Source organism: Microbacterium sp. bgisy207, assembly GCF_965345035.1.
Taxonomy (GTDB): Bacteria; Actinomycetota; Actinomycetes; order Actinomycetales; family Microbacteriaceae; genus Microbacterium.
Genome location: NZ_CBDRMG010000006.1, coordinates 17,806 through 38,925, shown reverse-complemented (window position 1 = coordinate 38,925; position 21,120 = coordinate 17,806). Strand labels below are relative to the sequence as shown.

General features: G+C 68.4%; 21 protein-coding genes. 12 read left to right on the top strand and 9 right to left on the bottom strand.

The features are described 5' to 3' along the window. Positions 1–10: 10 nt before the first annotated feature. Entirely contained in the window at positions 11–2,119 is a 2,109-nt protein-coding gene (locus tag ACSGC5_RS07035) for a S9 family peptidase (RefSeq protein ID WP_434969938.1), read from the bottom strand. Positions 2,120–2,173: 54 nt separating this feature from the next. Here ACSGC5_RS07035 and ACSGC5_RS07030 point away from each other — a divergent pair, with 54 nt between their 5' ends. The 3 genes from ACSGC5_RS07030 (at position 2,174) to ACSGC5_RS07020 (ending at position 5,016) form a co-directional block, all read left to right on the top strand. After that, on the top strand, positions 2,174–3,082 hold the full coding sequence (locus ACSGC5_RS07030) for a phosphodiesterase (RefSeq protein ID WP_434969937.1): 909 nt from the start codon (positions 2,174–2,176) through the stop codon (positions 3,080–3,082). Between the two features lie 12 nt (positions 3,083–3,094). After that, on the top strand, positions 3,095–4,567 hold the full coding sequence (locus ACSGC5_RS07025) for an aspartate ammonia-lyase (RefSeq protein ID WP_434969936.1): 1,473 nt from the start codon (positions 3,095–3,097) through the stop codon (positions 4,565–4,567). A gap of 107 nt (positions 4,568–4,674) precedes the next feature. Continuing rightward, positions 4,675–5,016, top strand: a complete 342-nt coding sequence (locus ACSGC5_RS07020; protein WP_434969935.1) for a DUF4190 domain-containing protein — start codon at positions 4,675–4,677, stop codon at positions 5,014–5,016. A 30-nt stretch (positions 5,017–5,046) separates the two neighbouring features. Here ACSGC5_RS07020 and ACSGC5_RS07015 read toward each other — a convergent pair whose 3' ends face one another. The 5 genes from ACSGC5_RS07015 to ACSGC5_RS06995 all read right to left on the bottom strand — a co-directional run bounded on the left by ACSGC5_RS07015 (position 5,047) and on the right by ACSGC5_RS06995 (position 9,147). After that, the gene (locus ACSGC5_RS07015) at positions 5,047–5,910 is read right to left on the bottom strand and encodes a fumarylacetoacetate hydrolase family protein (RefSeq protein WP_434969934.1); all 864 of its coding nucleotides are present in this window, start codon (positions 5,908–5,910) and stop codon (positions 5,047–5,049) included. Positions 5,911–6,076: 166 nt separating this feature from the next. Beyond that, positions 6,077–6,808: a cytochrome c biogenesis CcdA family protein gene (locus ACSGC5_RS07010; RefSeq protein ID WP_434969933.1), complete on the bottom strand. Its 732-nt coding sequence runs from the start codon at positions 6,806–6,808 to the stop codon at positions 6,077–6,079. After that, entirely contained in the window at positions 6,805–7,302 is a 498-nt protein-coding gene (locus ACSGC5_RS07005) for a thioredoxin family protein (RefSeq protein ID WP_434969932.1), read from the bottom strand. The genes ACSGC5_RS07010 and ACSGC5_RS07005 overlap by 4 nt, the downstream gene beginning before the upstream one ends. Positions 7,303–7,441: 139 nt before the next feature. Beyond that, positions 7,442–8,446: a sensor histidine kinase gene (locus tag ACSGC5_RS07000; RefSeq protein WP_434969931.1), complete on the bottom strand. Its 1,005-nt coding sequence runs from the start codon at positions 8,444–8,446 to the stop codon at positions 7,442–7,444. Further along, complete coding sequence (locus ACSGC5_RS06995; protein ID WP_434969930.1) at positions 8,443–9,147, bottom strand: response regulator transcription factor; 705 nt, start codon at positions 9,145–9,147, stop codon at positions 8,443–8,445. Before ACSGC5_RS06995 ends, ACSGC5_RS07000 begins: the two co-directional genes overlap by 4 nt. A gap of 169 nt (positions 9,148–9,316) precedes the next feature. Between ACSGC5_RS06995 and ACSGC5_RS06990 the strand changes: the two genes are divergently transcribed. Both ACSGC5_RS06990 and ACSGC5_RS06985 read left to right on the top strand, forming a co-directional pair. Beyond that, positions 9,317–9,685: an FKBP-type peptidyl-prolyl cis-trans isomerase gene (locus ACSGC5_RS06990; protein WP_434969929.1), complete on the top strand. Its 369-nt coding sequence runs from the start codon at positions 9,317–9,319 to the stop codon at positions 9,683–9,685. Between the two features lie 195 nt (positions 9,686–9,880). After that, positions 9,881–10,444, top strand: coding sequence for a YceI family protein (locus ACSGC5_RS06985; protein WP_434969928.1), 564 nt, complete (start codon positions 9,881–9,883; stop codon positions 10,442–10,444). Positions 10,445–10,506: 62 nt separating this feature from the next. Here ACSGC5_RS06985 and ACSGC5_RS06980 read toward each other — a convergent pair whose 3' ends face one another. Both ACSGC5_RS06980 and ACSGC5_RS06975 read right to left on the bottom strand, forming a co-directional pair. Further along, positions 10,507–11,817 (bottom strand): MFS transporter, encoded by a 1,311-nt coding sequence (locus ACSGC5_RS06980; RefSeq protein ID WP_434969927.1) that lies wholly within the window; start codon positions 11,815–11,817, stop codon positions 10,507–10,509. After that, entirely contained in the window at positions 11,814–12,035 is a 222-nt protein-coding gene (locus ACSGC5_RS06975; RefSeq protein WP_434969926.1) for a DUF167 domain-containing protein, read from the bottom strand. Before ACSGC5_RS06975 ends, ACSGC5_RS06980 begins: the two co-directional genes overlap by 4 nt. Positions 12,036–12,177: 142 nt before the next feature. Between ACSGC5_RS06975 and rpsO the strand changes: the two genes are divergently transcribed. The 7 genes from rpsO (at position 12,178) to ACSGC5_RS06940 (ending at position 19,049) form a co-directional block, all read left to right on the top strand. After that, positions 12,178–12,447 carry a 30S ribosomal protein S15 gene (gene rpsO / locus ACSGC5_RS06970; RefSeq protein ID WP_228177722.1) on the top strand — a complete coding sequence of 90 codons (270 nt, stop codon included), beginning with the start codon at positions 12,178–12,180 and terminating at the stop codon, positions 12,445–12,447. A 190-nt stretch (positions 12,448–12,637) separates the two neighbouring features. Further along, positions 12,638–13,606 (top strand): iron uptake transporter permease EfeU, encoded by a 969-nt coding sequence (gene efeU, locus ACSGC5_RS06965; RefSeq protein WP_434969925.1) that lies wholly within the window; start codon positions 12,638–12,640, stop codon positions 13,604–13,606. Then, complete coding sequence (gene efeO, locus ACSGC5_RS06960; RefSeq protein WP_434969924.1) at positions 13,603–14,835, top strand: iron uptake system protein EfeO; 1,233 nt, start codon at positions 13,603–13,605, stop codon at positions 14,833–14,835. The genes efeU and efeO overlap by 4 nt, the downstream gene beginning before the upstream one ends. A 2-nt stretch (positions 14,836–14,837) precedes the next feature. Further along, positions 14,838–16,127 (top strand): iron uptake transporter deferrochelatase/peroxidase subunit, encoded by a 1,290-nt coding sequence (gene efeB / locus ACSGC5_RS06955; RefSeq protein WP_434970090.1) that lies wholly within the window; start codon positions 14,838–14,840, stop codon positions 16,125–16,127. Between the two features lie 47 nt (positions 16,128–16,174). After that, a complete protein-coding gene (locus tag ACSGC5_RS06950) occupies positions 16,175–17,107 on the top strand; it encodes an alpha/beta fold hydrolase (protein ID WP_434969923.1) in 933 nt (310 codons plus the stop codon). A gap of 90 nt (positions 17,108–17,197) precedes the next feature. Beyond that, positions 17,198–18,391 carry an LLM class flavin-dependent oxidoreductase gene (locus ACSGC5_RS06945; RefSeq protein WP_434970089.1) on the top strand — a complete coding sequence of 398 codons (1,194 nt, stop codon included), beginning with the start codon at positions 17,198–17,200 and terminating at the stop codon, positions 18,389–18,391. A 1-nt stretch (position 18,392) separates the two neighbouring features. Next, positions 18,393–19,049 (top strand): FMN reductase, encoded by a 657-nt coding sequence (locus tag ACSGC5_RS06940; protein ID WP_434969922.1) that lies wholly within the window; start codon positions 18,393–18,395, stop codon positions 19,047–19,049. A gap of 48 nt (positions 19,050–19,097) precedes the next feature. Here the strand turns inward: ACSGC5_RS06940 and ACSGC5_RS06935 are convergent, their stop codons facing one another. Beyond that, positions 19,098–21,110, bottom strand: a complete 2,013-nt coding sequence (locus tag ACSGC5_RS06935) for a PTS fructose transporter subunit IIABC (protein WP_434969921.1) — start codon at positions 21,108–21,110, stop codon at positions 19,098–19,100. Positions 21,111–21,120: the final 10 nt, after the last annotated feature.

Here is a 21,120-nt window from a genome sequence, read left to right as displayed (position 1 = left end):
GCGCGGGAGGTCAGGCGTCGGCGACGCCGAGGACGTCGAAGATCCACGCGAGTTCGTAGGCCCGCTCGCGCCAGGAGTTGTACCGGCCGCTGACGCCTCCGTGCCCCGCCGACATCTCGCACTTCAGCAGCGCATCGGCGCCCACGTCGCGTAGTCGGGCCACCCACTTGGCCGGCTCGACGTACAAGACCCGCGTGTCGTTGAGCGAGGTCACGGCGAGGATGCGTGGGTAGCGCACCCCATCGCGCACGTTCTCGTACGGCGTGTAGCCCTTCATGTAGGCGTAGACATCGGCATCATGCAGGGGGTTGCCCCACTCGTCCCACTCGATGACCGTCAGCGGCAGCGACGGGTCGAGGATCGTCGTGAGCGCATCCACGAACGGCACGACCGCGAGGATGCCGGCGAACAGCTCGGGAGCGATGTTCGCGACAGCGCCCATCAGGAGCCCGCCGGCGCTACCGCCTTCGGCGACCAGGTGATCGGCATCCGTGTACCCGCTGTCGATGAGGTGGCGGGCGACGGCGACGAAGTCGGTGAACGTGTTGCGCTTGTTCAGCAGCTTGCCGTCCTCGTACCAGCCGCGACCCATCTCACCGCCGCCCCGGACGTGTGCGACGGCGAAGATCACGCCGCGATCGAGCTCGGATAGGCGCGCGATCGAGAATCCGGGGTCGATCGAGTGCTCGTAGGAGCCGTAACCGTACAGGTGCAGGGGACGAGGGTGCTCGCCCGGCTCGCCGAACGAGCGGCGCCACACGATCGAGACGGGTATGCGGACGCCGTCATCGGCAAGCGCCCAGACCCGGCGCTGCCCGTAGTCCGAGGCGTCGTACCCGCCGAGCACCGGTTGCTGCTTGCGGATGCGACGCTCATCGGTCGCGACCACCAGGTCGAGCACCGTCGATGGCGTGACGAAGGATCCGAACGCGATCCGGATCATGGGCGGTGCCCACTCGGGATTGCCCGCCGTGCCGGCGTCGTACAGCTCCTCGTCGAAGCGGATCTCCGTGACTGTCGCGCTCGCGTAGTCGAACGTGGCGAGCCGCGCGAGTCCCTCCCGGCGATAGGCCAGCACCGCCCAGTCGCGGAATGTCGACATGCCCAGGAGCCGTTGCCCCGGGCGGTGGGGGATGACGATGTCGCGAGCGCCCTGCGGGTCGTCGGCACGCACCCGGACGAGCTCGAAGTCGCGAGCGCCGTCGTTGTGGATGACGTACAGCACGTCCTCGCCGTTCACGACCGCGTGGGAACTGGAGTACTCCACACCCTCCCGCCGGGGCCACACGACGCGGGGCTCCCCGACGAGGTCATCCGCGTCCAGGAGCCACTCTTCGGACGTGATCGAGGAGCCGAGTTCGATGACCAGATACCTGTCGCTGCGGGTGAATCCGGCGCCCACCCAGTAGCGCTCATCGGCCTCGTGGAACAGCGTCCGGTCCTCGGATGTGGGGGACCCGAGCGTGTGCAGCCAGACGGTGTCGGGCCGCCACGCGTCATCGACGGTGGTGTACACGATATGGCGCCCGTCGGGGGAGAAGGTGGCTCCCGAGAACGTGTTCGGGATCTCGTCGGGGAGCATCTGACCGGTGGTCAGATCCCGTACGCGGACGGTGTAGCGCTCGTCGCCGACGGTGTCGACGGCATACAAGAGTCGGGTGGCATCGGTGGAGACCTCGAAACTCCCGAGCGCGAAGAAGTCGTGGCCCTCGGCTTCCTGGTTCGCATCGAGCAGGATCTGCTCGCCCGGCACCTCGACCTCGGGGGACAGGGCCGGAGGGTCCCAGTCGTCGGGTGCAGCCAACGGTGCGCGACAGTGGATGCCGTACTGCTGTCCCTCGACGGACCGCGTGTAGTACCACCACTGTCCCCGGCGGACCGGAACCGACATGTCGGTCTCCCGAGTGCGGGAGCGGATCTCCTCGAAGATCTGCTCCCGCAGCGGGGCAAGGTGGGCGGTACGCGCCTCAGTGAAGGCGTTCTCTGCCGCGAGATGGCTGCGGACGTCGGCGTCGTCCTTCGCGCGAAGCCACTCATAGGCGTCGTCGAAGACGTCGCCGTGATGGGAGCGGAGGCTGGGGCGGCGCAGCGCGCGGGGCGAAGGGGGGACGGAGGTCACCCGACCCACGCTAGTCGAGGGGGCTGCGTCACCGGCGCGACGTATGCTGGCGACATGGCTGCCGCTCCCGTGCGTTTTGGTCAGTACCCGCCTGCGCTTCGCACGATCGTGCATCTGAGCGACACTCACTTCCTCGACGCGAACAGGCCGCTCTCGGGCCGGTTCGACACGGCCGCGAACCTCCACCGGACCCTGGAGAAGGTGCGGGGCTTGGGCATCCGCCCGGACGCGATCGTCGTGACCGGCGACCTCACCGATCAGGGAGAGCCCGGGGCCTACCGCGAGCTGCGCGCAGCCCTCGAGCCGCTGGCCGACGAGCTGTCCACGCCCCTGGTCTGGGTCGCCGGCAACCACGACGAGCGGCCGGCGCTGCGTGCGCAGCTCCTGGACACCGAACCGACGCAGGATCCGGTCACGGGGGTCTGGGACCTCGATGGATTGAGGCTCATCGCTCTCGACACGTCGGTTCCCGGCTGGAACCACGGCGACCTCGACGAGGGACAGCTGGCGTGGCTGCGGGAGGAACTCGCCGTGCCCGCGCCGCTGGGTACGCTCCTGGCGATGCACCATCCGCCGATTCCGTCTCACCTGCCGTTTTTCGACATCCTCGAGCTGCGCGACCAGCAGCGGCTCGCCGACGCCCTCGAGGGGTCGGATGTCCGCGGCATCCTCGCCGGCCACCTGCACTACTCGACGAGCGCGACCTTCGCGGGGATCCCGGTCTCGGTCTCGGCAGCCACCTGTTACACCATGAACCTCGCACGGCCCCCGCGGGAGGTCAACGGCATGGACGCCGGCCAGTCCTTCCACCTCGTGCACGTGTACGAGACGACGATCACGCACGCGGTCGTGCCGGTCGTCGATGCCGACACCGGCGACTACTTCTCTGAGGAGTGGGTCGAACGGATGGCGGCACTCACCCCCCAAGAGCGGCTCGAGGCATTCTCGCGCAAGCGCTCCTGAACGGCAGGAACAATGACGCACCACACGCCCGGTCACACGCGCACGGAGACCGACTCCCTCGGCTCGATGGAGATTCCCGCGGATGCCTACTGGGGCATCCACACCGCCCGAGCGCTCGAGAACTTCCCGATCTCACAGCGCCCCATCTCGGTCTATGCAGACCTCGTGCGGGGGCTCGCGATGGTCAAGCAGGCTGCCGCTCGAGCCAACGCCGAGATCGGGGTGCTGGATCCCGAGAAGGCAACGCTCATCGACCGGGCGGCGCAGCTCGTGATCGACGGCGAGTTCCACGACCAGTTCGTTGTCGGTGTCGTCCAAGGCGGTGCGGGCACCTCGACGAACATGAACGCCAACGAGGTCATCACCAACATCGCTCTCGAGCTTGCCGGGCGCCCACGCGGCGATTACGCGTTCCTCTCACCCATCGACGACACCAACCGCAGCCAGTCGACCAACGATGTCTATCCCACGGCCATCAAGATCGGACTGAGCCTCGACCTGAAGACGCTCCTCGAAGAGCTCGACATGCTGCGCACATCGTTCCTGCGCAAGGCTGTCGAGTTCCACGACGTTCTCAAGGTCGGTCGCACCCAGTTGCAGGATGCCGTTCCGATGACTCTCGGGCAAGAGTTCCACGGTTTCGCGACCACCCTGGGTCAGGACTATCAGCGGCTCACAGAGAACGCCCATCTGCTGTTCGAGGTGAACCTCGGGGCGACGGCCATCGGCACGGGCATCACCGCGCACCCCGATTACGCGGCCGCGGTTCTCCGGCACCTCCGTCACATCACGGGGCTGGATCTGGAGACCGCATCCGACCTCGTCGAGTCGACCAGCGACACCGGAGCGTTCATGTCGTTCTCGGCCTCGCTCAAGCGCAACGCGATCAAGCTCTCGAAGATCTCCAATGATCTTCGTCTGCTTTCCTCGGGCCCGCAGGCCGGACTCGGCGAGATTTCGCTGCCGCCCCGGCAGGCGGGATCGAGCATCATGCCCGGCAAGGTGAACCCCGTCATCCCGGAGGTGGTCAACCAGGTGGCGTTCGCGGTCGCCGGTGCTGACCTCACGGTCACGATGGCGGTGGAGGGCGGGCAATTGCAGCTGAACGCTTTCGAGCCGATCATCGCTCACTCGATCTTCCAGTCCATCACGTGGATGCGGCGCGCCATGCGCACGCTGCGTGTCAACTGCGTCGACGGGATCACCGCCAACCACGAGCGACTGGCTGCCACCGTCGGGGCCTCGGTGGGTGTGGTGACGGCGCTGACCCCGTTCATCGGCTACGCCGCGGCGGCCGCCCTCGCGAAGTCGGCGCTGGCGTCGGGGCGCAACATCGCCGATCTCGTCGTCGAAGGAGGTCTGATGTCCCGGGCCGAGGTAGACAAGCAGTTGTCCCCGGCCCGCTTGTCCGGGATCGAGGCCGTCACCGCCGCGATCCCCATCGTGGGCTTCGAGAACGCTCCCACGGGCGACACCGATCTGTAGCGCGACGGAAGCAGATTGCGGTAGCTGGGAAAATGCCGCTAGATTGCGGAAAAGTCGCTCAATGATGTGCGGCCAACGTCACCCGCAATGGACGCAAGGAGTCGCCCATGTCCGATTCATCCGCCTACCAGCCTGCGCCGCAGGCGCCCGCAGGAGCTCCGACCGCGGCCGTGCCCGGCAAGACGCTCGGCATCGTCGCCCTCATCCTCGCCTTCTTCTTCCAGCTCCTCGGGCTCATCCTCGGGATCGTCGCCCTGGTCCAGAGCCGCAAGGCTGGAGCGAAGAACGGTCCCGCGTTGTGGGCGATCATCCTCTCGATCGTCTTCATGGTGATCGGGATCATCATCGCGATCGCCGTGTTCAGCTCGCTCGGCTCGGCGCTGGCCGTGTGCTCCGAGCTCGGCACCGGCGTGCACGAGGTGAACGGGGTCACCATCACCTGCGGCTGAGTTCGCGAGCCGCCCGAACGCACTGCCGGATCAGTCGATGATCCGGCAGTGCGTTCTCAGTTCTCCGATGCCCTCTACGCCCACCGTCACGGTCGACCGATCACGCAGGAACACCTGCGGGTCGCGGGAATAGCCGGCGCCGCCGGGGCTGCCGGTCGAGATCAACGTCCCCGGGAGCAAGGTCGCTGATGCCGAAAGGTGCGCGATCAGGGTCGCGACGGGGCGGACCATCTGGCTCGTGGATGCATCCTGCAGCGTGTGCCCGTCCAGCACCGTCCATATGTGGAGATCCTGCGGGTCGGTGATCTCGTCAGCGGTGACGACGACCGGGCCCACGGGAGTGAAGCCGTCGAAGGACTTGCACCGCGACCACTGCGCCTCGGCGAACTGGATGTCGCGGGCGGTGATGTCGTTGACGACGGTGTAGCCCCAGACGTGATCGAGGGCATTCTCGGGTGTGACGTCTTTCGCGGGTCGCCCGATGATCACACCCAGCTCCGCCTCGTAGTCCACCGCCTCGCTGAGTGTCCTAGGCCAGCGCGTCGTTCCGTCGTGGCCCGCGAGAGAACCCGGCCAGAGGACGAAGACTGTCGGAGCAGTGTCGGTCTTCAAGCCGAGTTCGCTGGAGTGTGCTGCGTAGTTCAGACCCACCGCGAGGATCACGGGAGGCTGGGGGACGGCGGGCCCGAACACCGCGCCCGACAGCGGGACGCGCGCGGCGTCGGCCGCGGCGAGCCTCACCCGCTCGAGCATCTCCGCACCGCCGTCGATGAGGTCGTTGAGTGTTGCCGGGGCACCGTCGAACAGCTCGGAGACGACGGCCGCACCGCCATCGTCCACGGTGACGAGCTGAAGGGAGGCCGACCCGGGAAAAGAGACGTGGGCGAAGCGCATTCATCCACGCTAGCGTCGACAGCCGTCCTCGGCCGGACAAAGACTCAGCGCCCGGTGCCGCGGCGATGCCTGCGAGTCCTATCCGGGCGCTGAGTAGATCTATAACAGCTTCTCTCTGCCTGCGTGCCCTGTCAAGACCCCTCGGCGAGGGAGACCGCACCGGGGATCACCGTCCGATGTCCGAGCCGATCTCCCACGGCGCGATCGGTGAGGAGGTGAGGATCCAGGCCTCGATGTCTTGCATCACCCCGGTGGCGATCAGGATGCCGATGACGATGAACAGGATGCCCAACCCGCGGCGGAACCACCCATGCGGGTCGGCCGCCCACCGCATCCTGCGCACGGCGCGCTGGCCGGCCAGCGCGATCACGAGCAGAACCGCCATGAGGCCGACGACATAGGCGGCAAGCAGAGCGAGACCACGGCCGGGCTCGGCGGGCAGCACCGTCACGATCACGTACGCGAACAGCGGACTGCACGAGGTGAAGACGGGGCCGAGCGCGGCGCCGGTGAGGATCGCGCCCACGGTGCCGCCGCGCCGGTGTGCCGCATCCAGGTTCCGCGCCGATGCTCCGGTCAGTCCGGTCCGGAGCGTGATCCGATCCCACGCGCCGGGAAAGACCGAGAACAGCCCCAGGACGATGAGCAGGATGCCGCTGGCGACCTGCCACACCTGCGTGGGGATGTCGATGAGCGCGGTCGTGGCCCGCAGAAGCAGCGTGAACGCCGTGACACTCGCGCCCAGAGACAGCGTGATGACGACCGCGCGGCGGGTCGCGTCTCGATTCGATGCACCCTGCAATGAGCCGCCGACGATGATCGGCAGGAGGGTGAGCGAGCAGGGTGCCAGTGTCGTCAACGCCCCCGCCAGCAGCGCTCCTGCCAGGGCGGTGATCATCCCTGGATCGCCTGCGCCTTGATGTCCTCGCCGGTCACCGATCCGGTCCACTTGGCCAGCTGTGTCCCGTCGCGATCGACCTGGACGAACGTGTGCTGCTGGGTGATCCCGTACTCGCGTTTGAGATCGTTGGCGGTGTCGTAGTCGACCTTCACGACGGTGAGGCCATCCGGGATCCCCGCGGTGGTCAACGATTCGTCGGTTGCGCGGCAGCTCGGGCACCAGTCCGCGTGGAAGAAGTACACGACCGTCGTGTCGGCCCGCTCCGCCATCTGGTTCTGGTACTCCTCGAGCGAGAGGTAGGCGCCCGCTGCCATCGCGTCGACTGACATATCGTCCATCGGCTCGCTCGTGGCCATCTCCTCGGTCATCTCCTCGGCCAGATGAGTCGGTGTCGGCGTCGCGCCCGCGCCCGTGGAGGCCGGCGTGGCGCACGCGGTGAGGCCGAGTCCTGCGATGAGGACGAGGGTGGCGGTGACGGATGAGTGGCGCATGATGACTCCGGTGCTCGGTCGAAAGATCGTCTGTCGGCATCAGTCAACGCGAGGGTGCGCCGTCGCTCCAGCGGAGGCGGCGACTCGTCATGGGACCGTAAGAAGTTCCCGGCTCGCGCGGTGCCACACGTGCGAGCCGTCAGTGGTCGGTGGCCGCAGGCAGGCGCAGGCTGACGGTGCAGCCCGGTGCCGGCGCGGTGCCCTCGATCGTCACGCGACCACCGTGCGCCCGCGCGACCTCGTCGACGATTGCGAGCCCGAGGCCCATGCCCCGTTCCGATCGAGCGGAGTCGCCGCGCCAGCCTGGCTCGAGGAGGTGGGGCAGATCGTCGGCGGGGATGCCTCCGCATCCGTCCGTGACCGAGACCACGGCGTCGTCTCCGTCGCGGACGGTCGTGAGCGTCACACTCCCGCCCGCAGGGGTGTGCTGCACGGCGTTGCGGATGATGTTCGTGACGGCACGGGTCACCTCGCGCACCTCGACATCGATGACGTCACCACCCAGCGCCCTCGCCTCGATCCGGACCCCTTCCGCCGCGGCGAGCGGGGAGACCGACGCGACAGCATCCGACACGAGGTCATCGAGCGACGCGGCAGTGATGTCGCGTCGGCGTTCGGTGTGCAATCGCGACAGCTCCACGATGTCGTCGACCATCGCGTCGAGCCGGTCGACTTCGCGGACAATGCGGGCGGGCGGGTCGTCGGGGGAGGTCTCGTCGGCCGCCGACTCGGCCAACGCGCGGATGCCGGCAAGGGGCGTGCGCAGATCGTGGGAGAGCCAGCGGATCGTCTCGCGTCGTGAGTCCTCGACCTCGCGGGCGCGCTGCCGGTCTGCGCGTTCGGCGGCGGCCTCTCGTTCGACGGCCCGGGCTCGGCGGGCCAGCACGAGTCCCACCAGCAGTGCGAGCGGGGCGCACGCGGCGAGGACGACGAGCAGCGTCTGGGACGTGTGGTCGTCGATCAGCATCTGCCGGGTCGCCACCGCAACACCCGCGCCGAGCGAGGCGACGACGACGAACGGCGCGGCGATGGCCGCGACGATGGGCTTGGACCGCGGGAGGGCGGCCACGATCGCCGTGCCGGCCAGTCCCACCCCCGCTGTCGTGAGGATCGAGAGGACGACGGCGTTCTCGTCGGGGGTCATGATCCGGCCTCTGTCGACCCGCTCGGATCCCAGCGGTACCCCTTGCCGAACACCGTCGCCAGCCGCGTCGGCCGCGAGGGGTCGACCTCGATCTTCTCCCGTAGTCGTCTCACGTGCACCGTCACGGTGGATGGATCGCCCACGTTCCAGCGCCAGACTTCCCGGATGAGGTCTTCCCGGCTGTGGATCACCGCCGGGTGCTGCAAGAACCAGACCAGCAGATCGAATTCCCGCCCCGTCAGGGAGAGCGGTTCGCCGTCTTGCAGTGCCCGGCCGGCCGCGACCTCGACGCGCAGGTCTCCGTCGACGAGCGTGTCGGGGTGCTCGGGACCTGCGGCGGTGATCCGGCGCAGCAGCGATCGGATGCGCAGGTCGAGCTCCCGCAGACTGTAGGGCTTCGTGATGTAGTCGTCGGCGCCTGCCAGCAGACCCTGCACTCTCTCGTGCTCCTGAGCCCGGGCCGTCACCATGATCAGGGGCAGATCACGCTGAACGGCCCGGAGCCGCCGGGTCACCTCGAGTCCGCTCATGCCCGGGAGCATCAGGTCCAGCAGCACGAGATCGACGGGCGACTCGGCGAACCGCGTGACGGCTTCTGCCCCGTCACCGACGGAGATCACCTCATGGCCGGCGCGGGTCAGGTATGCGGCGACGGTTTCGCGCATGGTCCGGTCGTCCTCGACCAGCATCAGACGCACCACGGGCCCCACTATAGGCACCCGGATCCCGCGTGCACCCGGCGAAAGCCCGGGCGTCAGGAGTTCGTAACCTCTCGCTCGACCCGTGGGGCGAGCTCGGTCTCACTCCCGTGCTCGAGGGGAAGGGCGAGTCGCATTGCGCGTCGCGACTGCCTCTGGTGGGATGGTGGGCATGACTGATGACCGCACCAAGCCCGACATCGACGCGCCCCAGGGACCTGCTCCCGCCGACCTCGTCATCCGTGACCTGATCGTCGGTGAGGGCGCGGAGGCGAAGCCGGGCGACAGCGTCACCGTGCACTATGTCGGTGTCGAGTATGACTCCGGCGAGGAGTTCGACTCGTCGTGGAACCGCGGTGAGAGCATCCAGTTCCCCCTGCGCGGCCTGATCCAGGGCTGGCAGGACGGCATCCCCGGCATGCGCGAGGGGGGACGCCGCGAGCTGGTCATCCCGCCGCATCTGGCATACGGTCCGGCAGGTGGCCACTTCCTCGGCGGAAAGACGCTGATCTTCATCATCGACCTGATCTCCGTGGGCTGAGGCGCTCGTTCGCGCAGAACGACCACGACGGCGGCGGGTGCTTCGGTACCCGCCGCCGTCGTCTGCACGCGCATCACGGTGACGGGACGGTGACAGACAGGAGAACATTCGCATTCACGGGAATAGAGTCAGGGGGTCGTCTGTTGGGGGTCATGTCGCCGTGTGGCGACTCCGACATAGCTCCGAGGAGAGACAATGACCGATTCCCTGACCGTCGAGATCCCCGGCTACCGCGTGGGTACGTGGCAGTTGGACGCGTCGCACAGCGAGGTCCACTTCACCGTTCGACACATGATGATCTCGAAGGTGCGCGGCACCTTCGGCGTCAAGAGCGCGACGTTCGTGACTCCCGCGAACCCGCTCGAGACGACCGTGACCGCATCGGTCGACGTCGCCTCCGTCGACACGAAGGATGAGGGACGTGACAACCACCTCCGTTCCGCTGACTTCTTCGACGCCGAGCAGTACCCGACGATGGACTTCGTGTCCACCGGCGTCCGTGTCGAGGACGGCGACTTCTTCGTCGACGGCGACCTCACCATCCGCGGCATCACGAAGCCGGTGACGTTCGCCGTCGAGTTCGGTGGCTTCGGCAACGACCCGTGGGGCAACTACAAGGCGGGTGCAACGGCCAAGACCGTCATCAACCGCGAAGACTTCGGCCTCACCTGGAACGCCGCCCTCGAGACCGGTGGGGTCCTGGTCGGCAAGGACGTGACGATCGAGCTCGACCTTCAGGGTGCGCTGCAGGCCGACTGAGGCCTCGCCCAGCGGGACGGATGCCAGCGGCATCCGTCCCGCTGTTGTTTTCGGACTGCCTGCTAGGGAACCGGATTGTCGGCGTCGTACGCGCGGAATCCGGGGCTCAGTCGTACGAGCGTCGTGACGATCGCGAGGATGAGCAGCCCGCCCAGCAGCGGCGGGAACCAGAGTGTGGTGAAGGTCGCAAGCGTCCCGGCGTAGAGCGCGCCGACACGCGGCCCGCCCGCGACGACCACGATGAAGATCCCCTGCAGCCTGCCCCGGATGCTGTCGGGAACTGCCGACTGCATCATCGTCGAGCGGTAGATTGCGCTGACGTTGTCGGCGCCGCCGGCAACGGCCAGCACGAGAACCGCGATCGAGATCAGCAGGAGGTTCGGCGAGGTCTCGCCGAGATCTGTCGGTGTTCCGATCCCGAGCGCGGCGGCCAGCAGGACGGCGCCGAACAGCACGATCGCCGCGCCGTACACGAGGATCGCACGCTCGATCCCGAGGCCGTGCGCGCGGTATCGCCCGATGCGGCCCGAGAACAGGCTCGAGAGGAACGCCCCCGCTGCGAAGGCTGCGGTCAGGATGCCGGTCGTGATCGGGCCACCCCCGAGCAGCACCGCTCCGATCGCGGGAAAAAGCGCCAAGGGCTGCCCGAAGGTCATCGCGGTGATGTCCAGGATGTACTGCAGCCGGATGTTCCCGGCCCGTCGCAGGAACGCCACGCCGTCCTTGAGCGACTCCAGCCCGGGCCGCACGATTGCGCCCTCGGGCACGATGCGGGGAAGGGTCCACAGCCCCAGGAACAGCGATGTCATCAGCACGACATCGACCGAGTACGTCCAGGCGTACCCGACAGTCGCGACGAGGACCCCCGCCAGTGCGGGGCCTGCCATGACCATGATGCCCACCGTGATGCCCTGCAGCGCGGCAGCGGCGGGGAGCAGGTGCCGGGGAAGCAGGCGCGGCACGATCGCCGACCGGGTGGCGAGCACGACCGAGTTCGCGGCGGAGTTGACGATGCTGAGGGCATAGAGCGACCAGACGGTCTCCATCTGCGCCCAGGCAAGCGCGGCCAGCAGCGCCGTGGAGGCGAACGTCACGGTCGCAGCGATGAGGGCGACCAGTCGTCGGTCGAAGGCATCGGCGAGCATGCCGCCGTAGAGGCCTGCGACGACCATGGGCACAAGCCCGACGACGGCGATCATCGACACAGCGAACGTGCTCGCGGTGAGGTCGTAGACGTGCAACATCACGGCGACGATGGTCAGTTGCCCGCCCAGTCCCGCGAGCGTTGTGCCGATCCAGAGCCGGGCGAACGCGGGGCTGGCGCGGAAGGGGCGCAGATCGAGCAGTTCGTCGCGCGCGGAGCGTGCGCTCATGCGTCGATCTCGACGAGCTTGACGCGCGCCGCGTGTCCCCGCACGATCGTGATCCGGCTGGACGCGACGCCGAAGTGCTCCGCCAACACGCGGACGAGGCCGTCGTTGGCGGCACCCTCGACCGCACGTTCGCGCAGGAAGACGGTCAAGGTCCCGTCGCCGTCGATGACCAGCGGTCCTTTCCGACTGCCCGGTTTGACGTGGACGGTGTGGCGCACGGGGGAGAGCCTACCGTCGCGGGTGGCCGTGGTATCCCAGCCCTGGTAGTCTTGTTCGGTTGCCGTTCGATCGGCCGCGGATGAAGAGAGCTCGCACAGCAGGTGACGGGCGCCGCGCAACGAGGAGAGAGGGGATCGTTCTATGGCACTGGAAGCAGAGACCAAGAAGGCGATCATCGAAGAGTACGCAACGCACCCCGGTGACACCGGATCCCCCGAGGTGCAGGTCGCGCTCATGACGCAGCGCATCAAGGACCTTACCGAGCACCTCAAGGAGCATAAGCACGACCACCACTCGCGTCGTGGCCTGTTCCTGCTCGTCGGTCAGCGCCGTCGTCTGCTCGGCTACCTCCAGGACATCGACATCGAGCGCTACCGCAAGCTGATCGAGCGCCTGGGTCTGCGCCGATAAAGCAGCGCCCGCGTATATCGCTTTCGCGAAGGGTCGTCCCACGGTGTGGGGCGGCCCTTCGTCGTTGTCTGGTCGGTGGCGGCCCGGGGCACTCACGCGTGAGTTGCCGGCGAACCACCGACGCGAGTAGTCTCCGTAATTAGGTAAGCCTTACCGATCTTCATCCCACAACGTCTCGCCGGAGCCCGCCGTGTTCGCCACCTTCCTCATCGGCCTGCGCGAAGGACTCGAAGCGGCGCTCGTGGTCGGCATCCTCGTCGCGTATCTCACGCAGCTGGGCCGGCGCGACGTGCTGCCCAGGCTGTGGGTGGGCGTGTTCGCGGCGATCGCGCTCGCGGTCGGACTGGGCGCCTTCTTCACGTTCGGCGCCTACGCCCTCACTTTCGAGGCCCAGGAGATCATCGGCGGCGTGTTGTCGCTGCTGGCTGTCGCGATGGTGACCTGGATGGTCTTCTGGATGCAGTCTCATGCCCGCACGCTCGCGAGCGGACTGCGGACCAACGTCGATCGGGCGATCGCCGCGGGCGGCTTGTGGGGTGTCGTCGTGCTCGGCTTCGTCTCGGTGGCGCGCGAAGGCGTCGAGACGACGCTCCTGTTGTGGTCGATGGTGCAGTCCTTCGGCGATGCGCCAGCGTCTTTGCTGGGCGCCGTGCTCGGCATCCTGTTCGCTGCGCTTCTCGGCTGGCTGGTCGCTCGCGGCGCCGTGCGCATGAATCTGCGGGTGTTCTTCACGTGGACCGGCGCGTTCCTCATCGTGGTCGCTGCCGGTGTGCTCGCCTATGCGGTGCATGACCTGCAGGAGGCCGGCGTGCTGCCCGGTCCGTTCACGGCTGCCGCGCCGGTGGTCGGCGGCGCCGTCGCGGTCGGCTGGGCGGGTTTCCCCTTCGGGTGGGCTTTCGACCTGTCGCACGTCATCGGCCCGGGGACCCCCCTCGCTGCGGTCCTGCAGGCGACGATCGGCTTCACCCCGATCATGAGCTGGCTGCAAGTGGTCGCGTGGGTCCTGTATCTCGCGATCGTGGGCGCCGTGTTCGTGACTCGTGCACGCCGGGCTTCGCCGACGTCGCCTCCGCGGGCCGCCCCGAACACGGCGCCGGCGGATGCCGCTCTCGAGCCCCACGGCACGATCCCTCCCCTCGCACACCAAGGAGAACAATGACCACTTTCTCGCGCAGTCTCGCTTTCGTCGCGGCGACCGCCGCCGGGGCTCTCGTCCTCGCCGGCTGCGTCGCGCGTTCCGAGCAGTCGGGCGACGGTGCCCTCGCCGTCACCTCCAGCGATGACGCCTGCGAGATCTCGTCGCCGACGGCGCCGAGCGGAACCCTCACCTTCGAGGTGACCAACACCGGATCGCAGACCACCGAGTTCTACCTGCTCGCCAGCGATGGGCTGCGCATCGTCGGCGAGGTCGAGAACGTTGCACCGGGAGCCTCGCGCACCCTGACGGTGCTCGCTCAACCGGGGGAGTACTTCACGCTGTGCAAGCCGGGCATGGTCGGTGAGGGCGTCGGCCGCGCCGCCTTCGCCGTCACGGGCGAGGCCGTCGAGGTGGATGGCGACGACGCCGAGCTCAAGCAGCAGGCCGTCGACCTGTACGCGGCGTTCGTCAAGGACCAGGTCGGTCAGCTCGTCCCCGCGGTCGATGAGTTCGTCGCCGCCTACGTCGCGGGGGACGACGAGACCGCCCGGGCGATGTTCCCGCAGGTGCGCGCGTACTACGAGCGCATCGAACCGGTTGCCGAAGCGCTGGGCGACCTCGACCCGCGCATCGACTTCCGCGAGGTCGACGCCGTCGCCGACGGACTGGACTGGACGGGCTTCCACCGCATCGAGAAGGACCTGTGGGTCCCGGCATCCGATGCCCTCAACTCCGACGGCGTGACGCCGGCCTGGCAGGATTGGGCGCCGTCCACCCCCGAGCAGCGGGCCGACTTCGGCGACCTGCTCATCGCCGACGTGCAAGAGCTCTACGACTACGTGCACGGCCAGGAGTTCGTCGACACGCTCGAATCGCAGGGCATCGCGGGCATCTCCAACGGTGCCATCGCGCTGCTCGACGAGGTCGCGACCGGCAAGATCAGCGGCGAAGAGGACTGGTGGTCGGGAACGGACCTGTACGACTTCGCAGCCAACGTCGAGGGTTCGAAGATGGCCTTCTCGCTCGTGCGCGACTTCGCGGTCGCGAGCGGTCCGGACGGCCAGGAGCTCGTCTCCCAGATCGACGACGGCTACGCTCGGTTGGACGCGGAACTGGCGGCATTCGGGTCGCTCAGCGACGGATTCGTTGCGTACGGCGCGCTGACCGAGGCGGACAAGCGTGCGCTGTCGGACCAGATCAACGCCCTCGCAGAGCCGCTGTCCCAGCTGACAGTGACCGTTCTGGAGTGAGAATGACCGATCCGGCATCGCAGCAGCACGCCACCGCGGGGCTGAGTAGGCGCGGCCTGCTCGGCCTGGCGCTGGGCGCCGGCGCGGCGGGGGTGGCGGTCGGCGTCGGCGGAGCCGCCCTGGTCGGGCGCGCCTCGGACGGCTCGGCGGCGCCCCGCGCCGACACGCAGCCCTTCTTCGGGGAGCACCAGGCGGGTATCACGACCCCCGTGCAGGACCATCTGCATTTCGCGGCCTTCGACATCATGGACACGACCAGTCGTGAAGAGCTCGTCGAGCTGCTCCAGGACTGGAGCTACGCCGCCTCGCGGATGATGCTCGGCCTCGAGGTGAGTGCGTCGGGGGCGGTGGGTGGCTCCCCCGAAGCGCCGCCGGATGACACCGGCGAGGCGCTCGGGTTGCCCGCGAGCAACCTCACCATCACCTTCGGGTTCGGCCCCACCCTGTTCCGCGCGGCCGACGGCAGCGATCGTTTCGGGCTCGCCGACCGGGCGCCCGCCGCACTCGCGACGTTGCCGCCGTTCCTGGGTGACGACCTCGACCCCGACCACAGCGGGGGAGACCTCTGCATTCAGGCGTGTGCGGATGACCCGCAGGTCGCCGTGCACGCGGTGCGCAACCTCAGTCGCATCGCGTTCGGTCGGGCGCGCTTGCGCTGGCCGCAACTCGGCTTCGGCCGCACATCCCGCACCTCTGCGCAGCAGCAGACCCCGCGAAACCTCTTCGGGTTCAAGGACGGCACCGCCAACCTCCTCGCCACCGACGAGCACGGCCTCGCCGAGCACGTGTGGGTCTCGACCGAGGACGGTCCCGCATGGCTGGCCGGCGGCTCGTATCTGGTGGCCCGCAAGATCGCGATGAAGATCGAGACGTGGGACCGGGTCCGCTTGGCCGAGCAGGAGCAGATCACCGGCCGCACGAAGGGCAGCGGCGCCCCCTTGAGTGGCGGAGAGGAGTTCACCCCTCCTGACTTCACCGCCGTGTCGGGATCCGGCATCCCCGCGATCGATCCCGCATCCCACGTGGCGCGCGCGCATCCCGACGCCAACGACGGGATTCGGATGCTGCGCCGGGGCTACAACTACGTCGATGGGAACACGGCGCTCGGCAGGCTCGACGCCGGTCTGTTCTTCCTGGCCTATGTGCGCTCACCCGAGCGGTTCGTCACCGTGCAGAGGTCGGTTGCGACAGACCTCATGATGGAGTACCTCCTGACGATCGGGTCGGGGCTCTGGGCGGTTCCGCCGGCGCCGAGCGAGGGTTCGTATGTCGGTGCGGCGCTGTTCGAGTAGCCCGAATGCCGCCAGCAACGGATCGCGTGGAGTAGTCTCGGGCGTCGATGACGCTTACCGATGACGCTCGCGAACGCGACGCCGCGATTCCTGATCTGGACTGGCGCGTGTTCCCGGTGGGCACCGTGCGAGACGAGTTCGAGGCGCCGAGCGGCCCTCTGGCCCGCGTGACGCTCGGAACCGGTGCCCGGGGCCGGGTTGTGCTCTTTCCCGGCGTGACGGGATCCAAAGAGGACTTCACCCTGATGCTGCCGCTGCTGGCGGCGGCGGGATACGGTGTCGAGGCGTACGATCTTGCGGGCCAGTACGAATCGCGCGACGCCGGCCCCGAGAATCTCCGTCCGCCGCGGGCGCGGTACGACTACCCACTGTTCATCGACGACCTCACCGCGGTGATCGAGAGTGGACCCGCACCCGCGCATGTGCTCGGCTACTCATTCGCGGGACTCGTCTCGCAGCTCGTGCTCTCGCGTCGCCCCGAGCTGTTCGCCAGCCTCACCCTGCTGTCCACTCCTCCCGCGACAGGCCAGGTCTTCCGGGGGGTCAAGCGGATCGGCCGCTTCAGCAGCCTGGCCGGGCCTCGAAGTGGTGCCTCACTCATGCTCTGGGGCATCCGGAACAACCTGAACCGGGTGCCGCCCCAGCGAATCGCGTTCGTCCGTGAGCGGTTCGCTCTGACCAGGCGCGAGAGTGTCGATGACATCGTGGGCCTCATGATGCGGATGCCGGATGTCGCCGACGCCGTGCGCGCGGCATCGGTGCCCACGCTCGTGGCCACCGGCGCGCATGATCTCTGGCCGACCGAGCAGTACGTCGCCTACGCCCAGCGCATCGGGGCGCAGGTCGCCGTGTACGAGACAGGGCACAGTCCGTGCGAGACAGCTCCGCACCAGCTCGTCCGCGACATGCTCGCGATGTTCGCCGAGGTCGACGGGCCGCTGCCGGGCACCGAACCGTCGATGGGCGACGGTGGGGAATAGATCGACCCGTCCTGCGTTGACGAGGATACATTCACTTGCATAGATCGGCCGCAGACCCCGCGGCCGAGAGCGGAGAGCACGATGACCCAGATGCAATTCGGGATCTTCACCGTCAGTGACATCACCGAGGACCCCACGACCGGGCGCACCCCGAGTGAGGCGGAGCGCATCCGTGACACGATCACGATCGCCACGCACGCCGAGGACGTCGGACTCGATGTGTTCGCCCTCGGGGAGCACCACAACCCGCCGTTCTGGTCGTCTTCTCCCACGACGGCGCTCGCGGCCATCGCCGCGCGCACGCAGCGGCTGATCGTCTCGACCGCGACGACCCTCATCACGACGAACGATCCGGTCAAGATCGCCGAGGACTACGCGATGCTCCAGCACATCGCGGGAGGCCGCATGGATCTCATGCTCGGCCGGGGCAACACGGGTCCGGTCTACCCGTGGTTCGGCAAGGACATCCGCCAGGGCCTGTCGCTGGCGATCGAGAACTACGCCCTGCTGCACCGGCTCTGGCGCGAGGATGTGGTCGACTGGGAAGGACAGTTCCGGACGGCACTGCAGGGGTTCACATCTACCCCGCGTCCCCTCGACGGGGTGCCGCCGTTCGTCTGGCACGGGTCCATTCGCACTCCGGAGATCGCCGAGCAGGCCGCTTACTACGGCGACGGCTTCTTCGCCAACAACATCTTCTGGCCCAAGGAGCACTTCCAGCGCCTCATCACCCTGTACCGGCAGCGTTTCGCCCACTACGGGCACGGCACGCCCGAGCAGGCGATCGTGGGTCTTGGCGGGCAGGTCTTCATGCGTGCGAACTCACAGGATGCGGTGCGAGAGTTCCGCCCCTACTTCGACAAGGCCCCGGTCTACGGCAATGGTCCGAGCCTCGAGGACTTCACCGAGATGACGCCCCTGACCGTCGGCTCTCCGCAGCAGGTCATCGACCGCTACGCCGCCATGAGAGAGACCTTCGGTGACTATCAGCGTCAGCTGTTCCTCATCGACCATGCGGGACTGCCCCTCAAGACCGTCCTCGAGCAGCTCGACATCCTCGGCGGCGAGGTCGTCCCGGTGCTCCGGCGGGAACTCGCCGAGAACCGTCCCGCCGAGGTGCCCGACGCGCCGACGCACGCGGCTCGGGTCGCCGCCGCCGGTGGTCCCCGGGAGGCGCGACCCCGCCCCAATCGCGGCGACAACGTGACGGGTGGGTCTCCGTACCGTGACGCGGAACCGGCCGGATCCGCCTTCGGTCGTGCCGCGAGCCGGAAGGGAGCCTGACATGTCTGAGCGTCGTGTCGCCGTCGTCACGGCGGGGTTGTCCACGCCCTCCTCGACCCGGATGCTGGCCGATCGCCTCGCGACGGCCACCGTGGCCGGGCTCGCGGATCGCGGGATCGACGCATCCGTCGACATCGTCGAGGTGCGCACTCACGCGCACCAGATCACCGACAACCTGCTCACCGGTTTCGCGCCGCCCGCGCTCGAGGCGGCCATCAACCAGATCGTGTCGGCTGACGCCGTCATCGCCGTGACGCCCGTCTTCTCGTCCAGCTACTCCGGACTGTTCAAGTCGTTCATCGACGTGCTGGAGCCGGGGGCGCTGACGGGAAAGCCCGTTCTCCTCGCCGCAACCGGCGGATCTGCGCGACACTCCCTCGCGCTCGAGTACGCGATGCGCCCGTTGTTCGCCTACCTTCGCGCCGAGCCGGTACCGACCTCGGTGTTCGCGGCGCCCGAGGACTGGGCCGGGTCGGGCGAGGGCGCGTCGTCGCTTCGATCCCGCATCGACCGCGCGGCGGGGGAACTTGTCACCGCCATCGCCGGGCGGACCCGCGAATCTGTCACCGATCCGTTCGACCCGGCCGCCTACCTCGGCGAGGGGCGTTCGTTCGCAAGCCTGCTCGGCCGGGTGGCGCCGAGCGAAACGACCCACTGAGACGGATGGCGTCCTGGCCGCACCCGACGACCAGGACGCCATCCGAGTTCAGGCCCGTGCTGCGCCGGAGGCCAGCACCCCGCTTGCCTCCGTGTCGTCGGCGGCGCCGGCGGCCTCGACCGTCGCGGCGCTCGGCCGACGTCCGATGCGCTTGAAGCCGATGACGGCAAGGGCCGTGATGATCGCGCCGATGGCGATCGACAGGACGAACCAGAGGAGGTTGCCGATCGCGAACCACACGAACAGGCCACCGTGGGGCGCCTGCGACGTCACTCCGAAGGCCATCGACAGTGCGCCGGTGGCTGCGCCGCCGAGCATCGATGCCGGGATGACGCGGAGCGGGTCGGCTGCCGCGAAGGGGATGGCGCCCTCAGAGATGAAGGATGCGCCGAGCAGCCACGCCGCGACGCCGTTCTCGCGTTCGACGGGCGTGAACTGTGCGCGAGCAAGGACCGTGGAGGCCAGAGCCAGTCCGAGCGGAGGCACCATACCCGAGGCCATGACCGCCGCCATGATCTCCAGCGGAACCTGGTTGGCAAGCGACGCGGCACCGAGTCCGGCCACCGCGAACGAGTAGGCGACCTTGTTGACCGGGCCGCCGAGGTCGAAGCACATCATGAGGCCGAGGATCACGCCCAGAAGCACGATGCCCACGCCCGTCAGGCTGTTGAGCCAGTCGGTCAGCGTCGTCATGAGCCACGCGATCGGTCCGCCGAGGAACAGGATCATGGCACCGGACGCCGCGATCGATGCCAGCAGCGGAATGATGACCACCGGCATCAGACCGCGAAGCCACCGTGGTGCCGGGATTCGGGTGAGGGAGGCAGCGACCAGTCCCGCGAGGAGACCGCCGACGATGCCGCCGAGGAACCCGGCGTTCATCATGACGGCAATCGTGCCGACGACGAATCCGGGCGCGATGCCGGGCCTGTCGGCCATGGCGTAGGCGATGAACCCCGCGAGGGCGGGAACGAGGAAGCCCATGGAGGCGGCACCGATCACGAAGGCGACGGCGCCGATGTAGGTCCAGAACCCGCCGTCGGGCAGGTTCCACAGCGACGACGACGACACGATGTCACCGGCGGTCTCGTTGATGTCATAGCCCGCGAGGCCGAACCCGATGGCGATGAGCAGACCGCCGCCGGCGACGAAGGGGATCATGTAGCTCACGCCGGTGAGCAGCCAGCGCTGCAGCTTGCGCCCCGCGTGTTCGCTCGCGGCGTCGGCGTGCGCAGGACGTGCCTCGGCGGACACGCGCGGTGCCGACGGGTCTGCGGCGGCGGCGAGGGCTTCGTCGATCATCTGCCCGGGAGCTTCGACACCGCGCTTGACCGGGCCCTGAACCACCGGTTTGCCGGCAAAGCGAGCGCGATCGCGCACATCGACGTCCACGGCGAAGATCACCGCGTCCGCCGCGGCGATGACGGCGGGGTCGAGTGCTGTCGAGCCGCTCGAGCCCTGGGTCTCGACCTCCAGTCGTATCCCGCGCTTCTTGGCCTCGGCGACCAGGGCATCCGCGGCCATGTAGGTGTGCGCGATGCCGGTCGGGCAGGCGGTCACCGCGACCAAGAGCCGTTGGTCGGATGCCTCCGGCGCAGCCGCGCTCACGGCGGGAGCCGGCGAGAGAGCCTGGTCGATCAGCGCGACGACCTCCGGTGCCGAGGTGGCCGCGCGCAGCGATGCCACGAACTCCTCGCGCACCAGAGCTCGGGCGATCGTGGAGAGGATCGCGAGGTGGTCGGTGTCGGCACCGATCGGTGCGGCGATGAAGAACACGAGATCACTCGGGTCGTCGTCGCCGAAGTCGACCGGATCGGACAGCCGCGCGAAGGCGAGTGTCGGCTCGGTCACCGCGGCCGTGCGGCAGTGCGGGATCGCGATCCCTCCCGGCATCCCGGTCGACGTCTGCGCCTCGCGGGCGTGCGCGTCCGCGGCGAGCGCGTGGGCATCGGCGGTTCGCCCCGCGCCGGCGACGATCGTGCTGAGCGCATCGATGACGTCGCCGGATGTCGCCCCCAAGGCGACGTCGAGAGCGACGAGCTCCGTGATGATGATGGACATGTTCTCTCCT